At 52.8% G+C, this 15,699-nt stretch carries 15 protein-coding genes and 1 pseudogene; 6 read left to right on the top strand and 10 right to left on the bottom strand.

The annotated features are described in order from the left end of the window. The first annotated feature begins 6 nt into the window (after positions 1–6). The 6 genes from lptD to apaH are packed head-to-tail and all read left to right on the top strand — an operon-like array spanning position 7 to position 6,742. Positions 7–2,361, top strand: a complete 2,355-nt coding sequence (lptD, locus tag ACJHWK_RS06215) for an LPS assembly protein LptD (protein WP_000746156.1) — start codon at positions 7–9, stop codon at positions 2,359–2,361. A gap of 52 nt (positions 2,362–2,413) precedes the next feature. Continuing rightward, on the top strand, positions 2,414–3,700 hold the full coding sequence (gene surA / locus ACJHWK_RS06210) for a peptidylprolyl isomerase SurA (RefSeq protein ID WP_000800457.1): 1,287 nt from the start codon (positions 2,414–2,416) through the stop codon (positions 3,698–3,700). Continuing rightward, a complete protein-coding gene (gene pdxA / locus ACJHWK_RS06205; RefSeq protein WP_001520462.1) occupies positions 3,700–4,689 on the top strand; it encodes a 4-hydroxythreonine-4-phosphate dehydrogenase PdxA in 990 nt (329 codons plus the stop codon). Before surA ends, pdxA begins: the two co-directional genes overlap by 1 nt. Then, entirely contained in the window at positions 4,686–5,507 is an 822-nt protein-coding gene (rsmA, locus tag ACJHWK_RS06200; protein WP_001065381.1) for a 16S rRNA (adenine(1518)-N(6)/adenine(1519)-N(6))-dimethyltransferase RsmA, read from the top strand. Before pdxA ends, rsmA begins: the two co-directional genes overlap by 4 nt. Before the next feature lie 2 nt (positions 5,508–5,509). Next, entirely contained in the window at positions 5,510–5,887 is a 378-nt protein-coding gene (gene apaG / locus ACJHWK_RS06195; protein WP_000610901.1) for a Co2+/Mg2+ efflux protein ApaG, read from the top strand. Positions 5,888–5,893: 6 nt separating this feature from the next. Then, positions 5,894–6,742, top strand: coding sequence for a bis(5'-nucleosyl)-tetraphosphatase (symmetrical) ApaH (apaH, locus tag ACJHWK_RS06190; protein WP_000257196.1), 849 nt, complete (start codon positions 5,894–5,896; stop codon positions 6,740–6,742). Here apaH and ACJHWK_RS06185 read toward each other — a convergent pair. The 10 genes and pseudogenes from ACJHWK_RS06185 to ACJHWK_RS06140 all read right to left on the bottom strand — a co-directional run bounded on the left by ACJHWK_RS06185 (position 6,739) and on the right by ACJHWK_RS06140 (position 15,276). Next, positions 6,739–7,053 (bottom strand): annotated as a pseudogene (locus tag ACJHWK_RS06185) (CcdB family protein). The gene apaH and the pseudogene ACJHWK_RS06185 sit on opposite strands and share 4 nt — an antisense overlap. Before the next feature lie 2 nt (positions 7,054–7,055). Continuing rightward, the gene (locus ACJHWK_RS06180; protein WP_410234806.1) at positions 7,056–7,289 is read right to left on the bottom strand and encodes a type II toxin-antitoxin system CcdA family antitoxin; all 234 of its coding nucleotides are present in this window, start codon (positions 7,287–7,289) and stop codon (positions 7,056–7,058) included. 85 nt (positions 7,290–7,374) lie between these two features. Further along, on the bottom strand, positions 7,375–7,854 hold the full coding sequence (gene folA, locus ACJHWK_RS06175; protein ID WP_000624375.1) for a type 3 dihydrofolate reductase: 480 nt from the start codon (positions 7,852–7,854) through the stop codon (positions 7,375–7,377). A gap of 191 nt (positions 7,855–8,045) precedes the next feature. Then, positions 8,046–9,908, bottom strand: a complete 1,863-nt coding sequence (kefC, locus tag ACJHWK_RS06170) for a glutathione-regulated potassium-efflux system protein KefC (protein WP_000377113.1) — start codon at positions 9,906–9,908, stop codon at positions 8,046–8,048. Further along, positions 9,901–10,431: a glutathione-regulated potassium-efflux system oxidoreductase KefF gene (gene kefF, locus ACJHWK_RS06165; RefSeq protein ID WP_000600723.1), complete on the bottom strand. Its 531-nt coding sequence runs from the start codon at positions 10,429–10,431 to the stop codon at positions 9,901–9,903. Before kefF ends, kefC begins: the two co-directional genes overlap by 8 nt. 107 nt (positions 10,432–10,538) lie before the next feature. Next, the gene (locus ACJHWK_RS06160) at positions 10,539–11,870 is read right to left on the bottom strand and encodes an MFS transporter (protein WP_001520455.1); all 1,332 of its coding nucleotides are present in this window, start codon (positions 11,868–11,870) and stop codon (positions 10,539–10,541) included. A 58-nt stretch (positions 11,871–11,928) separates the two neighbouring features. Beyond that, the gene (gene fixX, locus ACJHWK_RS06155; protein ID WP_000203747.1) at positions 11,929–12,216 is read right to left on the bottom strand and encodes a ferredoxin-like protein FixX; all 288 of its coding nucleotides are present in this window, start codon (positions 12,214–12,216) and stop codon (positions 11,929–11,931) included. Further along, entirely contained in the window at positions 12,213–13,499 is a 1,287-nt protein-coding gene (locus ACJHWK_RS06150; protein WP_001520453.1) for an FAD-dependent oxidoreductase, read from the bottom strand. Before ACJHWK_RS06150 ends, fixX begins: the two co-directional genes overlap by 4 nt. A 50-nt stretch (positions 13,500–13,549) precedes the next feature. Then, positions 13,550–14,491 (bottom strand): electron transfer flavoprotein subunit alpha/FixB family protein, encoded by a 942-nt coding sequence (locus ACJHWK_RS06145; protein WP_001091480.1) that lies wholly within the window; start codon positions 14,489–14,491, stop codon positions 13,550–13,552. 14 nt (positions 14,492–14,505) lie between these two features. Beyond that, a complete protein-coding gene (locus tag ACJHWK_RS06140) occupies positions 14,506–15,276 on the bottom strand; it encodes an electron transfer flavoprotein FixA (protein ID WP_000692204.1) in 771 nt (256 codons plus the stop codon). Positions 15,277–15,699 lie beyond the last annotated feature (423 nt).

Raw genomic sequence — 15,699 nt, 5'->3', positions numbered from 1 at the left:
CAACGTATGAAAAAACGTATCCCCACTCTCCTGGCCACCATGATTGCCACCGCCCTTTATAGTCAACAGGGACTGGCAGCCGACCTCGCCTCACAGTGCATGTTGGGCGTGCCAAGCTATGACCGTCCTCTGGTACAGGGCGATACCAATGACTTACCCGTGACTATCAATGCTGACCACGCGAAAGGGGACTACCCGGATGACGCCGTGTTTACTGGCAGCGTGGATATCATGCAGGGTAACAGCCGTCTGCAGGCCGACGAAGTGCAGCTCCATCAAAAAGAGGCACCAGGACAACCGGAGCCGGTACGTACCGTTGATGCGCTCGGTAATGTCCATTACGACGATAACCAGGTGATCCTCAAAGGGCCGAAAGGCTGGGCGAATCTGAACACCAAAGATACCAATGTCTGGGAAGGTGATTACCAGATGGTGGGTCGTCAGGGCCGCGGTAAAGCGGACCTGATGAAACAACGTGGCGAAAACCGCTATACCATTCTGGATAACGGTAGCTTTACCTCCTGTCTGCCGGGTTCTGACACCTGGAGCGTGGTAGGTAGCGAAATTATTCATGACCGCGAAGAACAAGTGGCGGAGATCTGGAACGCCCGCTTTAAGGTGGGTCCGGTACCGATCTTTTATAGCCCCTATTTGCAGTTGCCGGTGGGTGACAAACGTCGCTCTGGTTTCTTGATCCCGAACGCCAAGTACACCACCACCAACTACTTTGAGTTCTACCTGCCATATTACTGGAACATCGCGCCAAATATGGATGCCACCATCACGCCGCATTATATGCATCGTCGTGGCAACATCATGTGGGAGAACGAATTCCGCTACCTCTCCCAGGCGGGCGCTGGCTTGATGGAACTGGACTATCTGCCTTCAGATAAAGTCTATGAAGATGAACATCCGAACGATGACAGTTCACGTCGTTGGTTGTTCTACTGGCAACACTCCGGGGTCATGGATCAGGTGTGGCGTTTCAACGTCGACTACACCAAGGTCAGCGATCCTAGCTACTTCAATGATTTCGATAACAAGTACGGTTCCAGTACTGACGGCTACGCAACGCAAAAATTCAGCGTTGGCTATGCGGTGCAAAACTTCAATGCCACCGTTTCAACCAAGCAGTTCCAGGTCTTCAGCGAGCAGAACACCAGTAGCTACTCGGCAGAGCCGCAGTTAGACGTTAACTACTACCAGAATGATGTTGGTCCGTTTGATACACGTATTTACGGCCAGGCAGTGCACTTTGTTAACACCAGAGACGACATGCCTGAAGCAACCCGTGTTCACCTGGAACCGACCATCAATTTGCCGCTCTCTAATAACTGGGGCAGCATCAATACCGAAGCGAAGTTGCTGGCAACCCATTATCAGCAAACTAATCTTGACTGGTATAACTCCAGAAACACAACCAAGCTGGACGAATCCGTTAACCGCGTAATGCCGCAATTCAAAGTTGACGGCAAAATGGTCTTTGAACGCGATATGGAAATGCTGGCTCCGGGTTATACCCAAACGCTGGAACCGCGCGCGCAGTATTTATACGTGCCGTATCGCGATCAGAGCGACATCTATAACTACGACTCGTCTCTGCTGCAATCTGACTACTCTGGCCTGTTCCGGGACCGGACTTACGGCGGTCTTGACCGTATTGCCTCCGCTAACCAGGTGACGACCGGTGTCACATCTCGCATATATGATGATGCTGCCGTTGAACGTTTTAATATTTCCGTTGGTCAAATCTACTATTTTACGGAGTCTCGCACTGGCGATGACAACATAACATGGGAGAATGACGACAAAACGGGCTCACTGGTGTGGGCAGGCGATACTTACTGGCGTATCTCCGAGCGTTGGGGATTGCGTGGCGGGATTCAGTACGATACACGTCTGGATAACGTAGCGACCAGTAACTCCAGCATTGAATACCGTCGGGATGAAGACCGTCTGGTACAGCTGAATTACCGTTACGCCAGCCCGGAATATATTCAGGCTACGCTGCCTAAGTACTATTCCACAGCTGAGCAATATAAGAATGGTATTTCGCAGGTAGGTGCCGTCGCCAGCTGGCCAATTGCTGATCGTTGGTCAATTGTTGGGGCCTACTACTACGACACCAATGCGAACAAGCAAGCCGACTCTATGTTAGGTGTGCAATACAGCTCCTGCTGCTATGCAATTCGCGTCGGTTACGAGCGGAAGCTGAACGGTTGGGATAACGATAAACAACATGCGGTATATGACAACGCAATCGGCTTTAACATCGAACTTCGCGGCCTGAGCTCCAACTACGGTCTGGGTACGCAAGAGATGCTGCGTTCGAACATTCTGCCGTATCAAAACACTTTGTGATTTGTTGATTTACCACGTAATCCGCAGTGCGGTTAATTGAAATGGAAAAAGTATGAAGAACTGGAAAACGCTGCTTCTCGGTATCGCCATGATCGCGAATACCAGTTTCGCTGCCCCCCAGGTAGTCGATAAAGTCGCAGCCGTCGTCAATAACGGCGTCGTGCTGGAAAGCGACGTTGATGGATTAATGCAGTCGGTAAAACTGAACGCTGCTCAGGCAAGGCAGCAGCTTCCTGATGACGCGACGCTGCGCCACCAAATCATGGAACGTTTGATCATGGATCAAATCATCCTGCAGATGGGGCAGAAAATGGGAGTGAAAATCTCCGATGAGCAGCTGGATCAGGCGATTGCTAACATCGCGAAACAGAACAACATGACGCTGGATCAGATGCGCAGCCGTCTGGCTTACGATGGTCTGAACTACAACACCTATCGTAACCAGATCCGCAAAGAGATGATTATCTCTGAAGTGCGTAACAACGAGGTGCGTCGTCGCATCACCATCCTGCCGCAGGAAGTCGAATCCCTGGCGCAGCAGGTGGGTAACCAAAACGACGCCAGCACTGAGCTGAACCTGAGCCACATCCTGATTCCGCTGCCGGAAAACCCGACTTCTGATCAAGTGAACGAAGCGGAAAGCCAGGCGCGTGCCATTGTCGATCAGGCGCGTAACGGCGCTGATTTCGGTAAGCTGGCGATTGCTCATTCTGCCGACCAGCAGGCGCTGAACGGCGGCCAGATGGGCTGGGGCCGTATTCAGGAGTTGCCGGGGATCTTCGCCCAGGCATTAAGCACCGCGAAGAAAGGCGACATTGTTGGCCCGATTCGCTCCGGCGTTGGCTTCCATATTCTGAAAGTTAACGACCTGCGCGGCGAAAGCAAAAATATCTCGGTGACCGAAGTTCATGCTCGCCATATTCTGCTGAAACCGTCGCCGATCATGACTGACGAACAAGCCCGCGTGAAACTGGAACAGATTGCTGCCGATATCAAGAGTGGTAAAACGACTTTTGCTGCCGCAGCGAAAGAGTTCTCTCAGGATCCAGGCTCTGCTAACCAGGGCGGTGATCTCGGCTGGGCTACGCCAGATATTTTCGATCCGGCCTTCCGTGACGCCCTGACCCGCCTGAACAAAGGTCAAATGAGTGCACCGGTTCACTCTTCATTCGGCTGGCATTTAATCGAACTGCTGGATACCCGTAATGTCGATAAAACCGACGCGGCGCAGAAAGATCGTGCGTACCGCATGCTGATGAACCGTAAGTTCTCGGAAGAAGCAGCAAGCTGGATGCAGGAACAACGTGCCAGCGCCTACGTTAAAATCCTGAGCAACTAATGGTTAAAACCCAACGTGTTGTGATCACTCCCGGCGAGCCCGCCGGGATTGGCCCGGACTTAGTTGTCCAGCTTGCACAGCGTGAGTGGCCGGTCGAACTGGTTGTTTGTGCCGATGCCACTCTCCTTACCGACCGGGCAGCGATGCTCGGTTTGACGCTCACCCTCCGCCCTTATTCCCCCACCTCCCCTGCACAACCGCAAACTGCGGGCACATTAACGCTACTTCCTGTCGCGCTACGTGAATCTGTCACTGCGGGGCAGTTAGCGGTTGAAAATGGGCATTATGTGGTGGAGACGCTGGCGCGAGCGTGTGATGGCTGTCTGAACGGTGAATTTGCTGCGCTGATCACAGGCCCCGTGCATAAAGGCGTCATTAACGACGCAGGCATTCCGTTTACCGGTCATACCGAGTTTTTCGAAGAGCGTTCGCAGGCGAAAAAAGTGGTGATGATGCTGGCGACCGAAGAACTTCGCGTGGCGCTGGCAACGACGCATTTACCGCTGCGCGATATCGCAGATGCTATCACCCCTGCGCTTTTGCACGAAGTGATTGCTATTTTGCATCACGATTTGCGGACCAAATTTGGTATTGCCGAACCGCGCATTCTGGTCTGCGGGCTGAATCCGCACGCGGGCGAAGGCGGTCATATGGGTACGGAAGAGATAGACACCATTATTCCGGTGCTCGACAAGCTGCGGGTGCAGGGGATGAAACTCAACGGGCCGCTGCCTGCCGATACCCTGTTTCAGCCGAAATATCTCGATAACGCCGACGCCGTGCTGGCGATGTACCACGATCAGGGTCTTCCCGTGCTAAAATACCAGGGCTTCGGGCGCGGTGTGAACATTACGCTGGGCCTGCCCTTTATTCGCACATCAGTGGACCACGGCACCGCGCTTGAACTAGCGGGACGTGGTAAAGCCGATGTCGGCAGTTTTATTACGGCGCTTAATCTCGCCATCAAAATGATTGTTAACACCCAATGAATAATCGAGTCCACCAGGGCCACTTAGCCCGTAAACGCTTCGGGCAAAACTTTCTCAACGATCAGTTCGTGATCGACAGCATTGTTTCTGCCATTAACCCGCAGAAGGGCCAGGCGATGGTCGAAATCGGTCCCGGTCTGGCGGCATTGACCGAACCGGTCGGCGAACGTCTGGACCAGCTGACGGTCATCGAACTTGACCGCGATCTGGCGGCACGTCTGCAAACGCATCCATTCTTAGGCCCGAAACTGACGATTTATCAGCAGGATGCGATGACCTTTAACTTTGGCGAACTGGCCGAGAAAATGGGTCAGCCGCTGCGTGTTTTCGGCAACCTGCCTTATAACATCTCCACGCCGTTGATGTTCCATCTGTTTAGCTATACTGATGCCATTGCCGACATGCACTTTATGTTGCAAAAAGAGGTGGTGAATCGTCTGGTTGCAGGACCGAACAGCAAAGCGTATGGTCGATTAAGCGTCATGGCGCAATACTATTGCAACGTGATCCCGGTGCTGGAAGTTCCGCCGTCAGCCTTTACACCACCACCCAAAGTGGATTCCGCCGTCGTGCGCCTGGTTCCTCATGCAACGATGCCTCACCCGGTTAAAGATGTTCGCGTGTTGAGCCGCATCACCACCGAAGCCTTTAACCAGCGTCGTAAAACCATTCGTAACAGCCTCGGCAACCTGTTTAGCGTCGAGGTGTTAACCGGAATGGGGATCGACCCGGCGATGCGAGCGGAAAATATCTCTGTCGCGCAATATTGCCAGATGGCGAACTATCTGGCGGAGAACGCGCCTTTGCAGGAGAGTTAACGATGATCAATTCGCCCCGAGTGTGTATTCAGGTTCAAAGCGTCTACATTGAGGCACAATCTTCACCTGATAATGAACGTTACGTTTTTGCTTATACCGTAACCATACGCAATCTGGGGCGAGCGCCAGTGCAGTTGTTGGGGCGTTACTGGCTGATCACCAATGGCAATGGCCGTGAAACCGAAGTCCAGGGCGAAGGAGTGGTTGGCGTCCAGCCACTTATCGCGCCTGGCGAAGAGTACCAGTACACCAGCGGTGCAATCATTGAAACCCCGCTGGGCACCATGCAGGGTCACTACGAAATGATCGATGAAAATGGCGTCCCTTTCAGCATCGACATTCCCGTATTCCGACTCGCCGTTCCCACACTCATTCATTAAAAGAATATGGCGACATACCTTATTGGCGACGTTCATGGTTGTTACGATGAACTGATCGCATTGCTGCATAAAGTAGAATTTACCCCTGGGAAAGATACCCTCTGGCTGACGGGCGATCTGGTCGCGCGCGGCCCGGGTTCGCTGGATGTTCTGCGCTATGTGAAATCCTTAGGCGACAGCGTACGTCTGGTGCTGGGCAATCACGATCTGCATCTGCTGGCGGTATTTGCCGGGATCAGCCGCAATAAACCGAAAGATCGCCTGACACCGCTGCTGGAAGCGCCGGATGCCGACGAGCTGCTTAACTGGCTGCGTCGCCAGCCTCTGCTGCAAATCGACGAAGAGAAAAAGCTGGTGATGGCCCACGCCGGGATCACGCCACAGTGGGATCTGCAGACCGCCAAAGAGTGCGCGCGCGATGTAGAAGCGGTGCTGTCGAGTGACTCCTATCCCTTCTTTCTTGATGCCATGTACGGCGATATGCCAAATAACTGGTCACCGGAATTGCGGGGGCTGGGAAGACTGCGGTTTATCACCAACGCCTTTACCCGTATGCGTTTTTGCTTCCCGAACGGTCAACTGGATATGTACAGCAAAGAATCGCCGGAAGAGGCCCCTGCCCCACTGAAACCGTGGTTTGCGATTCCTGGCCCTGTCGCTGAAGAATACAGCATCGCCTTTGGTCACTGGGCATCGCTGGAAGGCAAAGGTACACCGGAAGGTATTTACGCGCTGGATACTGGCTGCTGCTGGGGTGGTACATTAACCTGCCTGCGCTGGGAAGATAAACAGTATTTTGTCCAGCCGTCGAACCGGCATAAGGATATGGGCGAAGGAGAGGCGGTCGCGTCTTAAATCCCGTCGAGCATAAAATCTAATGCCCCTTCAATCAACGTTCGGTGCGCGCTGGCATCTCAAAATTTCGTTCCCAGCGCGTTAACTGGAACAGTTGCAGTCTCATGCGTCATGAGCACATATTCTTTGCCATCTACCAGTAAAAGAATTGGGTTAAGCCGTTCTGGTGGGCGAATACGGCTAAATCGTTCAATAGGTGTTAATGGAATAACAATACGGCGATTAATCTCACCAATAATGTCGCTGGTAACATCGATAACAAAGGGAAACGCGGCGTTCCTGCCGCGACTGCGGTATACCGTAAATTGCATCGCTAGAAGCTCCGGTACTCATCAGAGAAACATCCGGTTTCATCAGCCAATTGATTTAACGCAGCGATAGCTTCTGCGTTCTCTTCACGCCAACGTATTGCTGCATGTTTTTTAAGTTCAGCATTGAGCGCAACCATAAGGGTGGCGCTCATATTTAAGCCTGCATCACGAGCGCGATTGACTAACTCACGGTCGACGGTGACGGTCACACTTTGTGTGGTACGTTTTGCAGTCATGATATCGTGCTCCTGTACAATTTATACGTCTAGTAAACACGGATATCTGCACGTATCAGTGATGCCGGAATTCTAATATACAAACTTACCGCCGCTCCAGAATCTCAAAGCAATAGCTGTGAGAGTTCTGCGCATCAGCGTCGTGGAATTCGCTGAATACCGATTCCCAGTCATCCGGCTCGTAATCCGGGAAATGGGTGTCGCCTTCCACCTCTGCGTCGATATGCGTCAGATACAGTTTTTGCGCTTTTGGCAGGAACTGCTCATAAACGCGACCACCGCCAATCACCATGATTTCTGGTACGTCACCACACGCCGCGATGGCTTCATCCACCGATTTCACCCACGTTACGCGATCGTCCGTACCCGGTTGACTGCTGAGGATAATATTTTTGCGTCCTGGCAGCGGACGACCGATGGATTCCCAGGTATGGCGGCCCATAATTACGGGTTTATTTAAAGTGTTGCGTTTAAACCAGGCGAGATCGGCAGGCAGGTTCCACGGCATGGCGTTTTCCATGCCGATAACGCGATCTACAGCTAACGCCGCAATCAGACTGATCATTGAGATTTCCCGATAAAAAAAATTGTCGCCACTATACGTAAAGCGTAAACCGTCGTCGACTGGTGCGAGGATGATGTTGAGGAAAATTTTATATTCTGCTGGCGAGTCCACGCTCTCTCCCTGGACTCGCCGCATTACAATGAAACAAAAACAAACAGTTAGCTGTAAAGTGTGATTTACGTCACTCTTTATTAGGATGAGGGTTTCGTTTCCGGTTCATCCGCCATGTTGCCGGTATGTTTACCTTCTTCGGTTCCCTGCCAGCCATGTCGTTGAATTAATGACAGATGTTCGCGGTCCTCGGTAATGATCTCACTTAACATCGCGCTAGTGCGTTTATAGACCGCCGCGCGGGCTTTGGTGTCGTTCTCAACCATTGCCATCTCTTCCACCATCTGAATATTAAAGCGGCGGAACACATCGGCACGTTCTCGCGCTTCATACGGCCCCAGACCTAAACTTTCCAGTGCCAGACGCCCGGTTTTCAGCGCACCTTCGAAGGTTTCACGCTCCGGCTTTTCAACGCCTGCCTGACGCAAACGAATGTAGTGGTCGACATCGCGGGCGCGGGCAATAATCTGCAAATGCGGGAAATGTTCTTTCACCATCTCCGTCAGTTGCAGGTTGGTTTGCGGATCGTCGATGGCGTTAATCAGCACTTCCGCTTTCGCCGCTCCCGCAGATTCCAGTAAATCCATCCGCGTGGCATCGCCGTAAAACACTTTCATACCAAATTTACGCAAGGTTTCGATATGGTCCGGATCGTGATCGAGCACCACCATTTTCACCCCGCTGGAGAGCAGTAAACGTCCGGTGATCTGCCCAAAACGACCGAATCCGGCGATGATTACCCGCGGCTGTTCTTCGTCGATCTCATCGGCTTCACGCGCCTCTTCACTAGAAGATTGCTCAAGGCGATTGAGGATCACCAGCAGAATCGGCGTTGCCGCCATCGACAGCGCCACCGCCAGGGTCAGCGATTTCGCCCACTCCGGCTCCAGCACATTCGCCATCTGCGCCGCACCAAATACCACAAAGGCAAACTCACTACCCTGCCCTAACAACACCGCAAACCAGCGACGCTGTTTATTTGGCACCTGCAACGGTCGGGCAATCAGCCACAACATGGCGATTTTGATGATGAGGAAACCGAGCAGCAAAATGACAATGCGCAATGGGTTTTCAATCAGCGTGCCAAAGTCTATCGACATGCCAACGCCAATGAAAAACAGCCCCAGCAGCAAACCTTTAAAGGGTTCGATATCGCTTTCCAGCGCATGACGATATTCCGAGCTTGCCAGCAGTACGCCCGCCAGAAACGCGCCCATCGCCATCGACAAGCCAACCTCTTCCAGCAGCAAACCAAAGCCAAACACGAGGAATAACGCCACGGCACTAAACACTTCCCGCAAGCCAGAGCGGGCAACAAAACGCAGCGCCGGACGCGTGACATAGCGCCCCAGCAATACCACCAGCACCAGCGCACCCGCCACTTTTAACGCCGAGAGAGCAAATGCGCCCATCGTCGTCGAGGCACTGCTCGCTGCCAGTAGCGGAATCATCGCCACCAGCGGGATCGCCGCGATATCCTGGAACAGCAGCACCGCAAAGGCACTGCGGCCCATTTGCGTCACCATCAGATTGCGTTCATTCATCGCCTGCATGGCAATCGCCGTTGATGAGAGCGCCAGCGTCATGCCGATCAATTCCGCGACCTGCCAGCGCAGCCCAAGCAACATACAGAACAGCCCCAGCAGGCCGCCGCAAATCACCATCTGCAATGCGCCACCACCGAACACCGCCGCACGCAGCTTCCACAGCCTTTGTGGATCGAGTTCGAGGCCGATAATAAACAGCATCAGCACCACGCCAATCTCGGCAAAGTGCAGAATAGATTCGGCATCGGTCACCAGTCGCAGCCCCCACGGGCCAATAATGCAGCCAGCGATCAGGTAGCCAAGTACCGATCCCAGACCAAGGCGCACCGCAATGGGTACAATCAGCGCCGCCGAACCGAGATAAATCAGCGCCTGAATCAAGGTATGACTATCCATGATGTGCCTCCTGCCATTCCAGCAGACGTTGCTTATAGTGGCGCGCCTGCCCTTCGAGGGTTTCGTCGTCACAAATAAAGGTGCAGTGCATGGCAAACGGTGGCAGCCAGTTCAGCCCGCAGTAGATTGCCGTCGCCTGTAGCGGCTGTGACAGCACATCAAAGCCCGGATGCGCACCAATCTCAAAATGGCTTTCCCCACCGCCGGTCGTCACCGCCCACAGTAAATGTTTGCCATGCAGCGCCGTGCCGCCGTGACCGTAAGCCCAGCCGTGCGAGAAGACTTTATCGATCCAAAGTTTAAGAAGCGGAGGAATGCTGTACCACTGCATCGGGTGCTGCAAGACGATCAGATCGGCGCGAGACAGCGCCTCCTGCTCGGCGGCAATATCGATATTGAAGTCAGGATAGAGTTGATAAAGAGAGCGAATTTCGACGCCTTCCAGCGTCCTTGCCTGTTCAAGCATCCGTTTATTCGCATGGGAATGATGCGGATATGGATGCGCATAAATTATAAGAATCATAGGTAGCCCGCGTGATTACGCCTTTGTTTTCCCACAAAGTGTAGTCATATATTCACGCAGCTTATAGTCAATAATATTGATTCAGAAAAGAGAGAAATCTGAACAAATTACCCCATTCTCTGCCCGCGGATCGTCATATTGCTGGTCTGCGCCAGTGACATCCCTCGAGTCTCCGGGGCAAACGCTACGGAAATCAACAAGCCAAACAGCGAGATACCCGCCCCCATTAGCATCGTGTTACTGATACCGTAATTATTGATAAAGATCGGCAGTGCCCAGGTCGAAACAATAGTGCCAATACGGCTTAAGGACATAATCACGCCCACGGCAGAGGCGCGGATATCCGTCGGGAAGAGCTCATTAGGATAGAGCCACTGCAAATTACCCGGCCCGCCAGAGAAAAAGGCATATACCGCAAAGGCCATCACTACCAGCCAGATCCCCATATCCGGGATCAGCCCCAAAACCGCCAGCGCCAGCGTCATCATGGCAAAGCTGCCAATCAACAATGGACGCCGTCCGGCAGTGTTTAACCACAGCATCGGCGGAATACAGCCGAGCATAAAGAACAGGCTAATCACCACGTTCCCCAGTGCCGCGTTTTTGCCAACACCCAATCCCAACAAACCAACGATTTGCGGGCCAAAGGTGTAAATGGCGAACATTGGGATCACCTGGCAGGTCCAGATGGCGGCAACAAACAGAACAAAAGGAAAATGGCGGCGATTAAACAGATCGCGAAAACGGGTTTGCTGCGCCTGCTCTTCATCGAAAGCCACCGGTTCGCCAAACAGTTTGATCATCATCTCTTCGCACTCTTTTACTCGCCCTTTGCGTAACAACCAGCGGGGAGATTCAGGCAGTTCGAATCGACCAATCAAAATCAACAAACAGGGGATCGCTGCGCTACCCAGCATCCAGCGCCAACCACCTTCCACATCATAAAGCCAGTAACCGACCAGATCGGCGCAGGTCGCGCCGACATACCACATGGCGGCGATAAAGCTGATGGAAAATGCCCGCTGACGGGTACTGGAGAACTCAGTGATCATCGAAGTGGCGATGGGATAATCTGCACCGATGACAATGCCGATGAGTACCCGCATCACTAACAGTTCGACGGGGGATGAGACAAACATCGTCGCCACCGATATCACGCCGATGGCGATGATATCGATGAGGAACATTTTGCGCCGTCCGACTTTATCAGAGATATAGCCAAACAGCGATGTGCCAACGAACAGCCCGGCGAGCGTTCCCGCGCCCAGCAAGCCAATCCAGTCAGCGTCCAGTTTCAGCGCCGGAGTCAGTTGCTCCAGCGCCACGCCAATCATTACCAGTACATAACCATCCAGAAACGGACCACCGCTTCCCCACAGCAAAATGCGGCGGTGAATAGAAGAGAATTTAAGATCGTCAAAGTTTCTGGACGGTTGCATGGGTTATTCCTGTTTTTTTGCAATGAGAGTCAGTACGGCGTTACGTATCAAACCAACATCAGCCGTAACGGAACTCCACACCAAAGGTGCCGCGCGGGTATTCCCACTGTTCCAGCGCCGACCCCAGCCCCAGAATGCGACAGGTGCCGCACTCCAGACATCCGGCGTAATCGAAACGCACGCTTCCGTCATCCTGCTTCTTGTACAGACCTGCGGGGCACGCTTTCACCAGCAGCTCCAGCACCTGTTTATCAGCATCGGCCTTCACAACAATGTGCGGATGCTCTTCATCGACATTGAATTTATTGACGCCCAGTTTGACGTCCACATTGACGGGAGAAGTCATAAAACGGTCACTCCTTTCATGCCATCCTTGATTAGATTGATGAAGCCCACTTTCTTACCGTGGCGGAGGATTTTCTTGCGCATCAGTTCCGGCACACTGCCGTCAATGGTGAACAGGTCACGCGCCACGCCCACCGCCAGTTCCGGGTAGCCGCTAAACATGCGTGGGTTATCAAGGAACGCCGGTAGTTTCTGATACATACGCATATCGCGCAGCGGACCACTCTCAAGATGCTGACGATATTCCGCCAGTTTTTGCTTACTGAAATCGTCGCTTTTCATCGCTGAAAGCACGGTTTTTGCTGCGGCTTCCCCGGCGGCAATCGCCAGATCCATACCGCGAATGGTAAAACCGAGGTTCATACACATTCCGGCGGCATCACCGGCAATCAGTACGCCGTCACCGACCAGCTCCGGCAGCATGTTGATGCCTGCTTCCGGCACTACGTGAGCGGAATATTCCACCAGCTTGCCGCCTGCGATCAGCGGTGCAACGGCCGGATGTTGTTTGAAATCTTCCAGCATTTGCGGCACCGATTTTTTCGCGTCATGTAGATGATGGAGACCACAAACCAACCCCAGCGACAGAGTGTTTTCATTGGTATAAAGAAAGCCGCCGCCCATCAGGCCATCGGTGGGGGAACCCGCAAACAGGCAAGCCGCACCCTGATTACCCTGCAACTGAAAACGGTCTTCGATAACCGACTTCGGTAACTCGATCAGTTCCTTCACGCCAACCGCCACATCCGTCGGTTTGACGCGTTTTGCCATCCCCAACTTTTCGGCAAGGATGGAGTTCACCCCATCAGCAAGGATCACCGTTTTCGCTTCAATCACATCGCCATCGGCTTCTACACCGACAACTTTGCCATCGCGCTGTACGAGGTTATCGACGCGGATCCCGGTAATTAACTGTGCGCCCGCTTCTTCGGCCTGCTCCATCAACCAGGCATCAAATTTACTGCGCAAAACGGAGTAAGAACGCTGGGATGGCGAGGTTTCGTCACCGTTGCAGTAGTCCATAGTCATCGCTGACTTTTCCGTCATAAACGCGAGTTTTTCATGGGTGATCAGGCGTTCTACGGGGGCGGATTCGGCGAAACCTGGAATAATGTGTTCCAGACTGTGGGCATAGAGACGCCCGCCAGTAACGTTCTTGGCACCTGCGGAATTGCCACGCTCGATAACTAACACTTGCGCCCCTGCGCGGGCGAGCACCAGTGCGGCAACCGAACCGGCAAGCCCAGCACCGACGATGATGGCGTCAAAGATATCTTCGGACATAAGAGCTCCCTGTCAGCGGCAGGGCCAAAATGCAGCCCTGCCAGAGTGGATCAACGCGCTAAAGCTGCGGTCAGTGCCGGAAGGATCTTCACGGCGTCGCCAACAATGCCGTAATCCGCGTACTGGAAGATCGGCGCATTTTTATCTTTGTTGATGGCGAAAATGGTTTGCGACGCGTTAGCGCCAACCATGTGCTGGATCTGCCCGGAGATCCCCACCGCCAGGTACAGTTCAGGTTTCAGCATCAGGTTGGAGATACCGACATAGCGTTCGTGCTCCATCCATTTTTCGTTTTCTGCCACCGGACGAGAACAGGCCAACTCCGCACCTATCGCCTTACAAAGCTGTTCTGCCAGCGCAATGTTCTCTTTGCTGCCAATGCCGCGACCGACGCTGACCACCAGACGGGCTTTGTCGAGATCGACGCTGTTGCTCTGGCGCGCCTGGGTTGCCGTGCGGGTAATCGCCACAGCCGGAGCCTGCCACTCCACGGTGTGCGTTTCGCCAGTGCGTGACGCGTCTGGCTGAGCCGCATCAAACGTGCCGCTGCTGATGGTCAGTACCGCATACGGCGTGGCAATGCGTTCTTCGCCAATCGCCAGACCGCCGTAAACCATGTGTTTCACTGTCGCTTTACCGTCCTGTACGCTGACGGTGCTGGCATCGTTAGACACCGCCGCTTTAAGGCGATAACCCAGTTTTGCCGCCAGTAATTTGCCGCGACGGGTGTTTGGCAGCAGCACCAGACCGTCTGCGCCGTGCTGGCGAATAGTGTCAGCCATGACACCGGCGTAATCTTCGATCATCCGATCGTCCGGTTTGCCGTTTAATTTCCAGACATGATTAGCGCCTAGCTGGATTGCCTGTGCGCCGTCGGCATCATTGAGGACAAAGGCATTGATTTGATTAGCTAAAGCCTGCGCACCGTTCATCAGTTCCGGCAGACGAGAAGGGGTATCGCTGAATACCCAGACTTGAGAAAACGTGTTCATAGCATCCCCTGTAATTAAATGACTTTGCGAAGATTTTCAGCAAATGCGGCGATCTGTTCTTCGCCGTCGCCTTCAATCACGATGCGCTGCCGCTCGCGCTGTTTCGGCGCGGCAACCTGTTGTTCTGACCAGGCTGCCTCTGCGTTAAAACCGATATCCGCCGCCGACCATACCTGGACTGGCTTTTTCGCCGCGCCGAGAATGGCTTTCATCGAAGGAATTTGTGGGGAGTTGATATCAGTGGAAACAGCAACAACCGCAGGCAGCGGAATGCTTAAGGTTTCTGTTTCATCTTCCAGTTCGCGCTCAACGGTGAGGGTATCTGCCGTCAGGGAGATAATTTTGCTGACGCCGTTAACTGCCGGAATATTGAGGATTTCGCCTACCAGCAAACCAACCTGCTGGGCATAAAGGTCGGAAGAACCATCGCCACAGAGGATCAAATCAAAGCCTGCTTTCTGGGCGGCGGCAGCCAGTGCGCTCGCCGTTTGTTGCGGCAGTGCCTGCTCGAACTGGTCATCAATCACCACAATCAGTTCATCCGGACCGCGCGATAGCACATCTTTACGCCCTTTGGCGTTGGTCAGGGCTTTACCGCCCACACTTAAGGCCGTCACCTGCGCCTCTGCTGCCTGTTGCTTTAGCTGACAAGCCGCTTCAATAGCGTTGAGATCGTATTGGCTTATTTTGGCATCGGCTTTACTGAAGTCTAACGAACCATCAGCATTATTGACCGCAATATCCTGTTCATCAGGCACGCACTTATAGCAAGTAATAATCTTCATTGCATCTCCAGAAATCATGAAGGAAACGTCGTTCATATCGGTGGTGTTAATTACAGATATCACGCCCTTTAATTTGGAAATAAAACTTTAATCACCAATATTGAAAATGTCACACGCAGATAAATCCAACTTTCAATATTGTTAAGTCCCTCACCAATATTGAAAACATGGCGTAGCAAAAAGAAATTTTCAATATTGCTTTATGGATCACCAATATTGAAAGTCAGATGCTATTTTTTTACTCACAATCAAACTCATCACATTGATAAACAATGAATATTTACACAAAGACGCCCTGTTTTTACCCGATAAAAAACTGTGACTAACATCACAGAACGCAGCCAATTGAATACCCATTATGAGTTAGCCATTAACGCGTCCACGAGGTTAATAATAATTATATTAAATGTTAACAAAAATAAA

This window comes from Escherichia sp. WS547, from assembly GCF_046486065.1.
In the GTDB taxonomy this organism is placed as follows: domain Bacteria; phylum Pseudomonadota; class Gammaproteobacteria; order Enterobacterales; family Enterobacteriaceae; genus Escherichia; species Escherichia coli.
The sequence above is the reverse complement of the archived record's forward strand: the minus strand, read 5'-3'. Positions and strand labels throughout refer to the sequence as shown.

What these genes read in the sequence shown, in the direction of transcription:
- kefF (WP_000600723.1), bottom strand. Translation starts at nt 10,431, where the DNA reads ATGATTCTTATAATTTATGCGCATCCATATCCGCATCATTCCCATGCG.
- lptD (WP_000746156.1), top strand. Translation starts at nt 7, where the DNA reads ATGAAAAAACGTATCCCCACTCTCCTGGCCACCATGATTGCCACCGCC.
- ACJHWK_RS06180 (WP_410234806.1), bottom strand. Translation starts at nt 7,289, where the DNA reads ATGACTGCAAAACGTACCACACAAAGTGTGACCGTCACCGTCGACCGT.
- ACJHWK_RS06140 (WP_000692204.1), bottom strand. Translation starts at nt 15,276, where the DNA reads ATGAAGATTATTACTTGCTATAAGTGCGTGCCTGATGAACAGGATATT.
- rsmA (WP_001065381.1), top strand. Translation starts at nt 4,686, where the DNA reads ATGAATAATCGAGTCCACCAGGGCCACTTAGCCCGTAAACGCTTCGGG.
- pdxA (WP_001520462.1), top strand. Translation starts at nt 3,700, where the DNA reads ATGGTTAAAACCCAACGTGTTGTGATCACTCCCGGCGAGCCCGCCGGG.
- ACJHWK_RS06150 (WP_001520453.1), bottom strand. Translation starts at nt 13,499, where the DNA reads ATGTCCGAAGATATCTTTGACGCCATCATCGTCGGTGCTGGGCTTGCC.
- ACJHWK_RS06145 (WP_001091480.1), bottom strand. Translation starts at nt 14,491, where the DNA reads ATGAACACGTTTTCTCAAGTCTGGGTATTCAGCGATACCCCTTCTCGT.
- ACJHWK_RS06160 (WP_001520455.1), bottom strand. Translation starts at nt 11,870, where the DNA reads ATGCAACCGTCCAGAAACTTTGACGATCTTAAATTCTCTTCTATTCAC.
- fixX (WP_000203747.1), bottom strand. Translation starts at nt 12,216, where the DNA reads ATGACTTCTCCCGTCAATGTGGACGTCAAACTGGGCGTCAATAAATTC.
- surA (WP_000800457.1), top strand. Translation starts at nt 2,414, where the DNA reads ATGAAGAACTGGAAAACGCTGCTTCTCGGTATCGCCATGATCGCGAAT.
- kefC (WP_000377113.1), bottom strand. Translation starts at nt 9,908, where the DNA reads ATGGATAGTCATACCTTGATTCAGGCGCTGATTTATCTCGGTTCGGCG.
- folA (WP_000624375.1), bottom strand. Translation starts at nt 7,854, where the DNA reads ATGATCAGTCTGATTGCGGCGTTAGCTGTAGATCGCGTTATCGGCATG.
- apaG (WP_000610901.1), top strand. Translation starts at nt 5,510, where the DNA reads ATGATCAATTCGCCCCGAGTGTGTATTCAGGTTCAAAGCGTCTACATT.
- apaH (WP_000257196.1), top strand. Translation starts at nt 5,894, where the DNA reads ATGGCGACATACCTTATTGGCGACGTTCATGGTTGTTACGATGAACTG.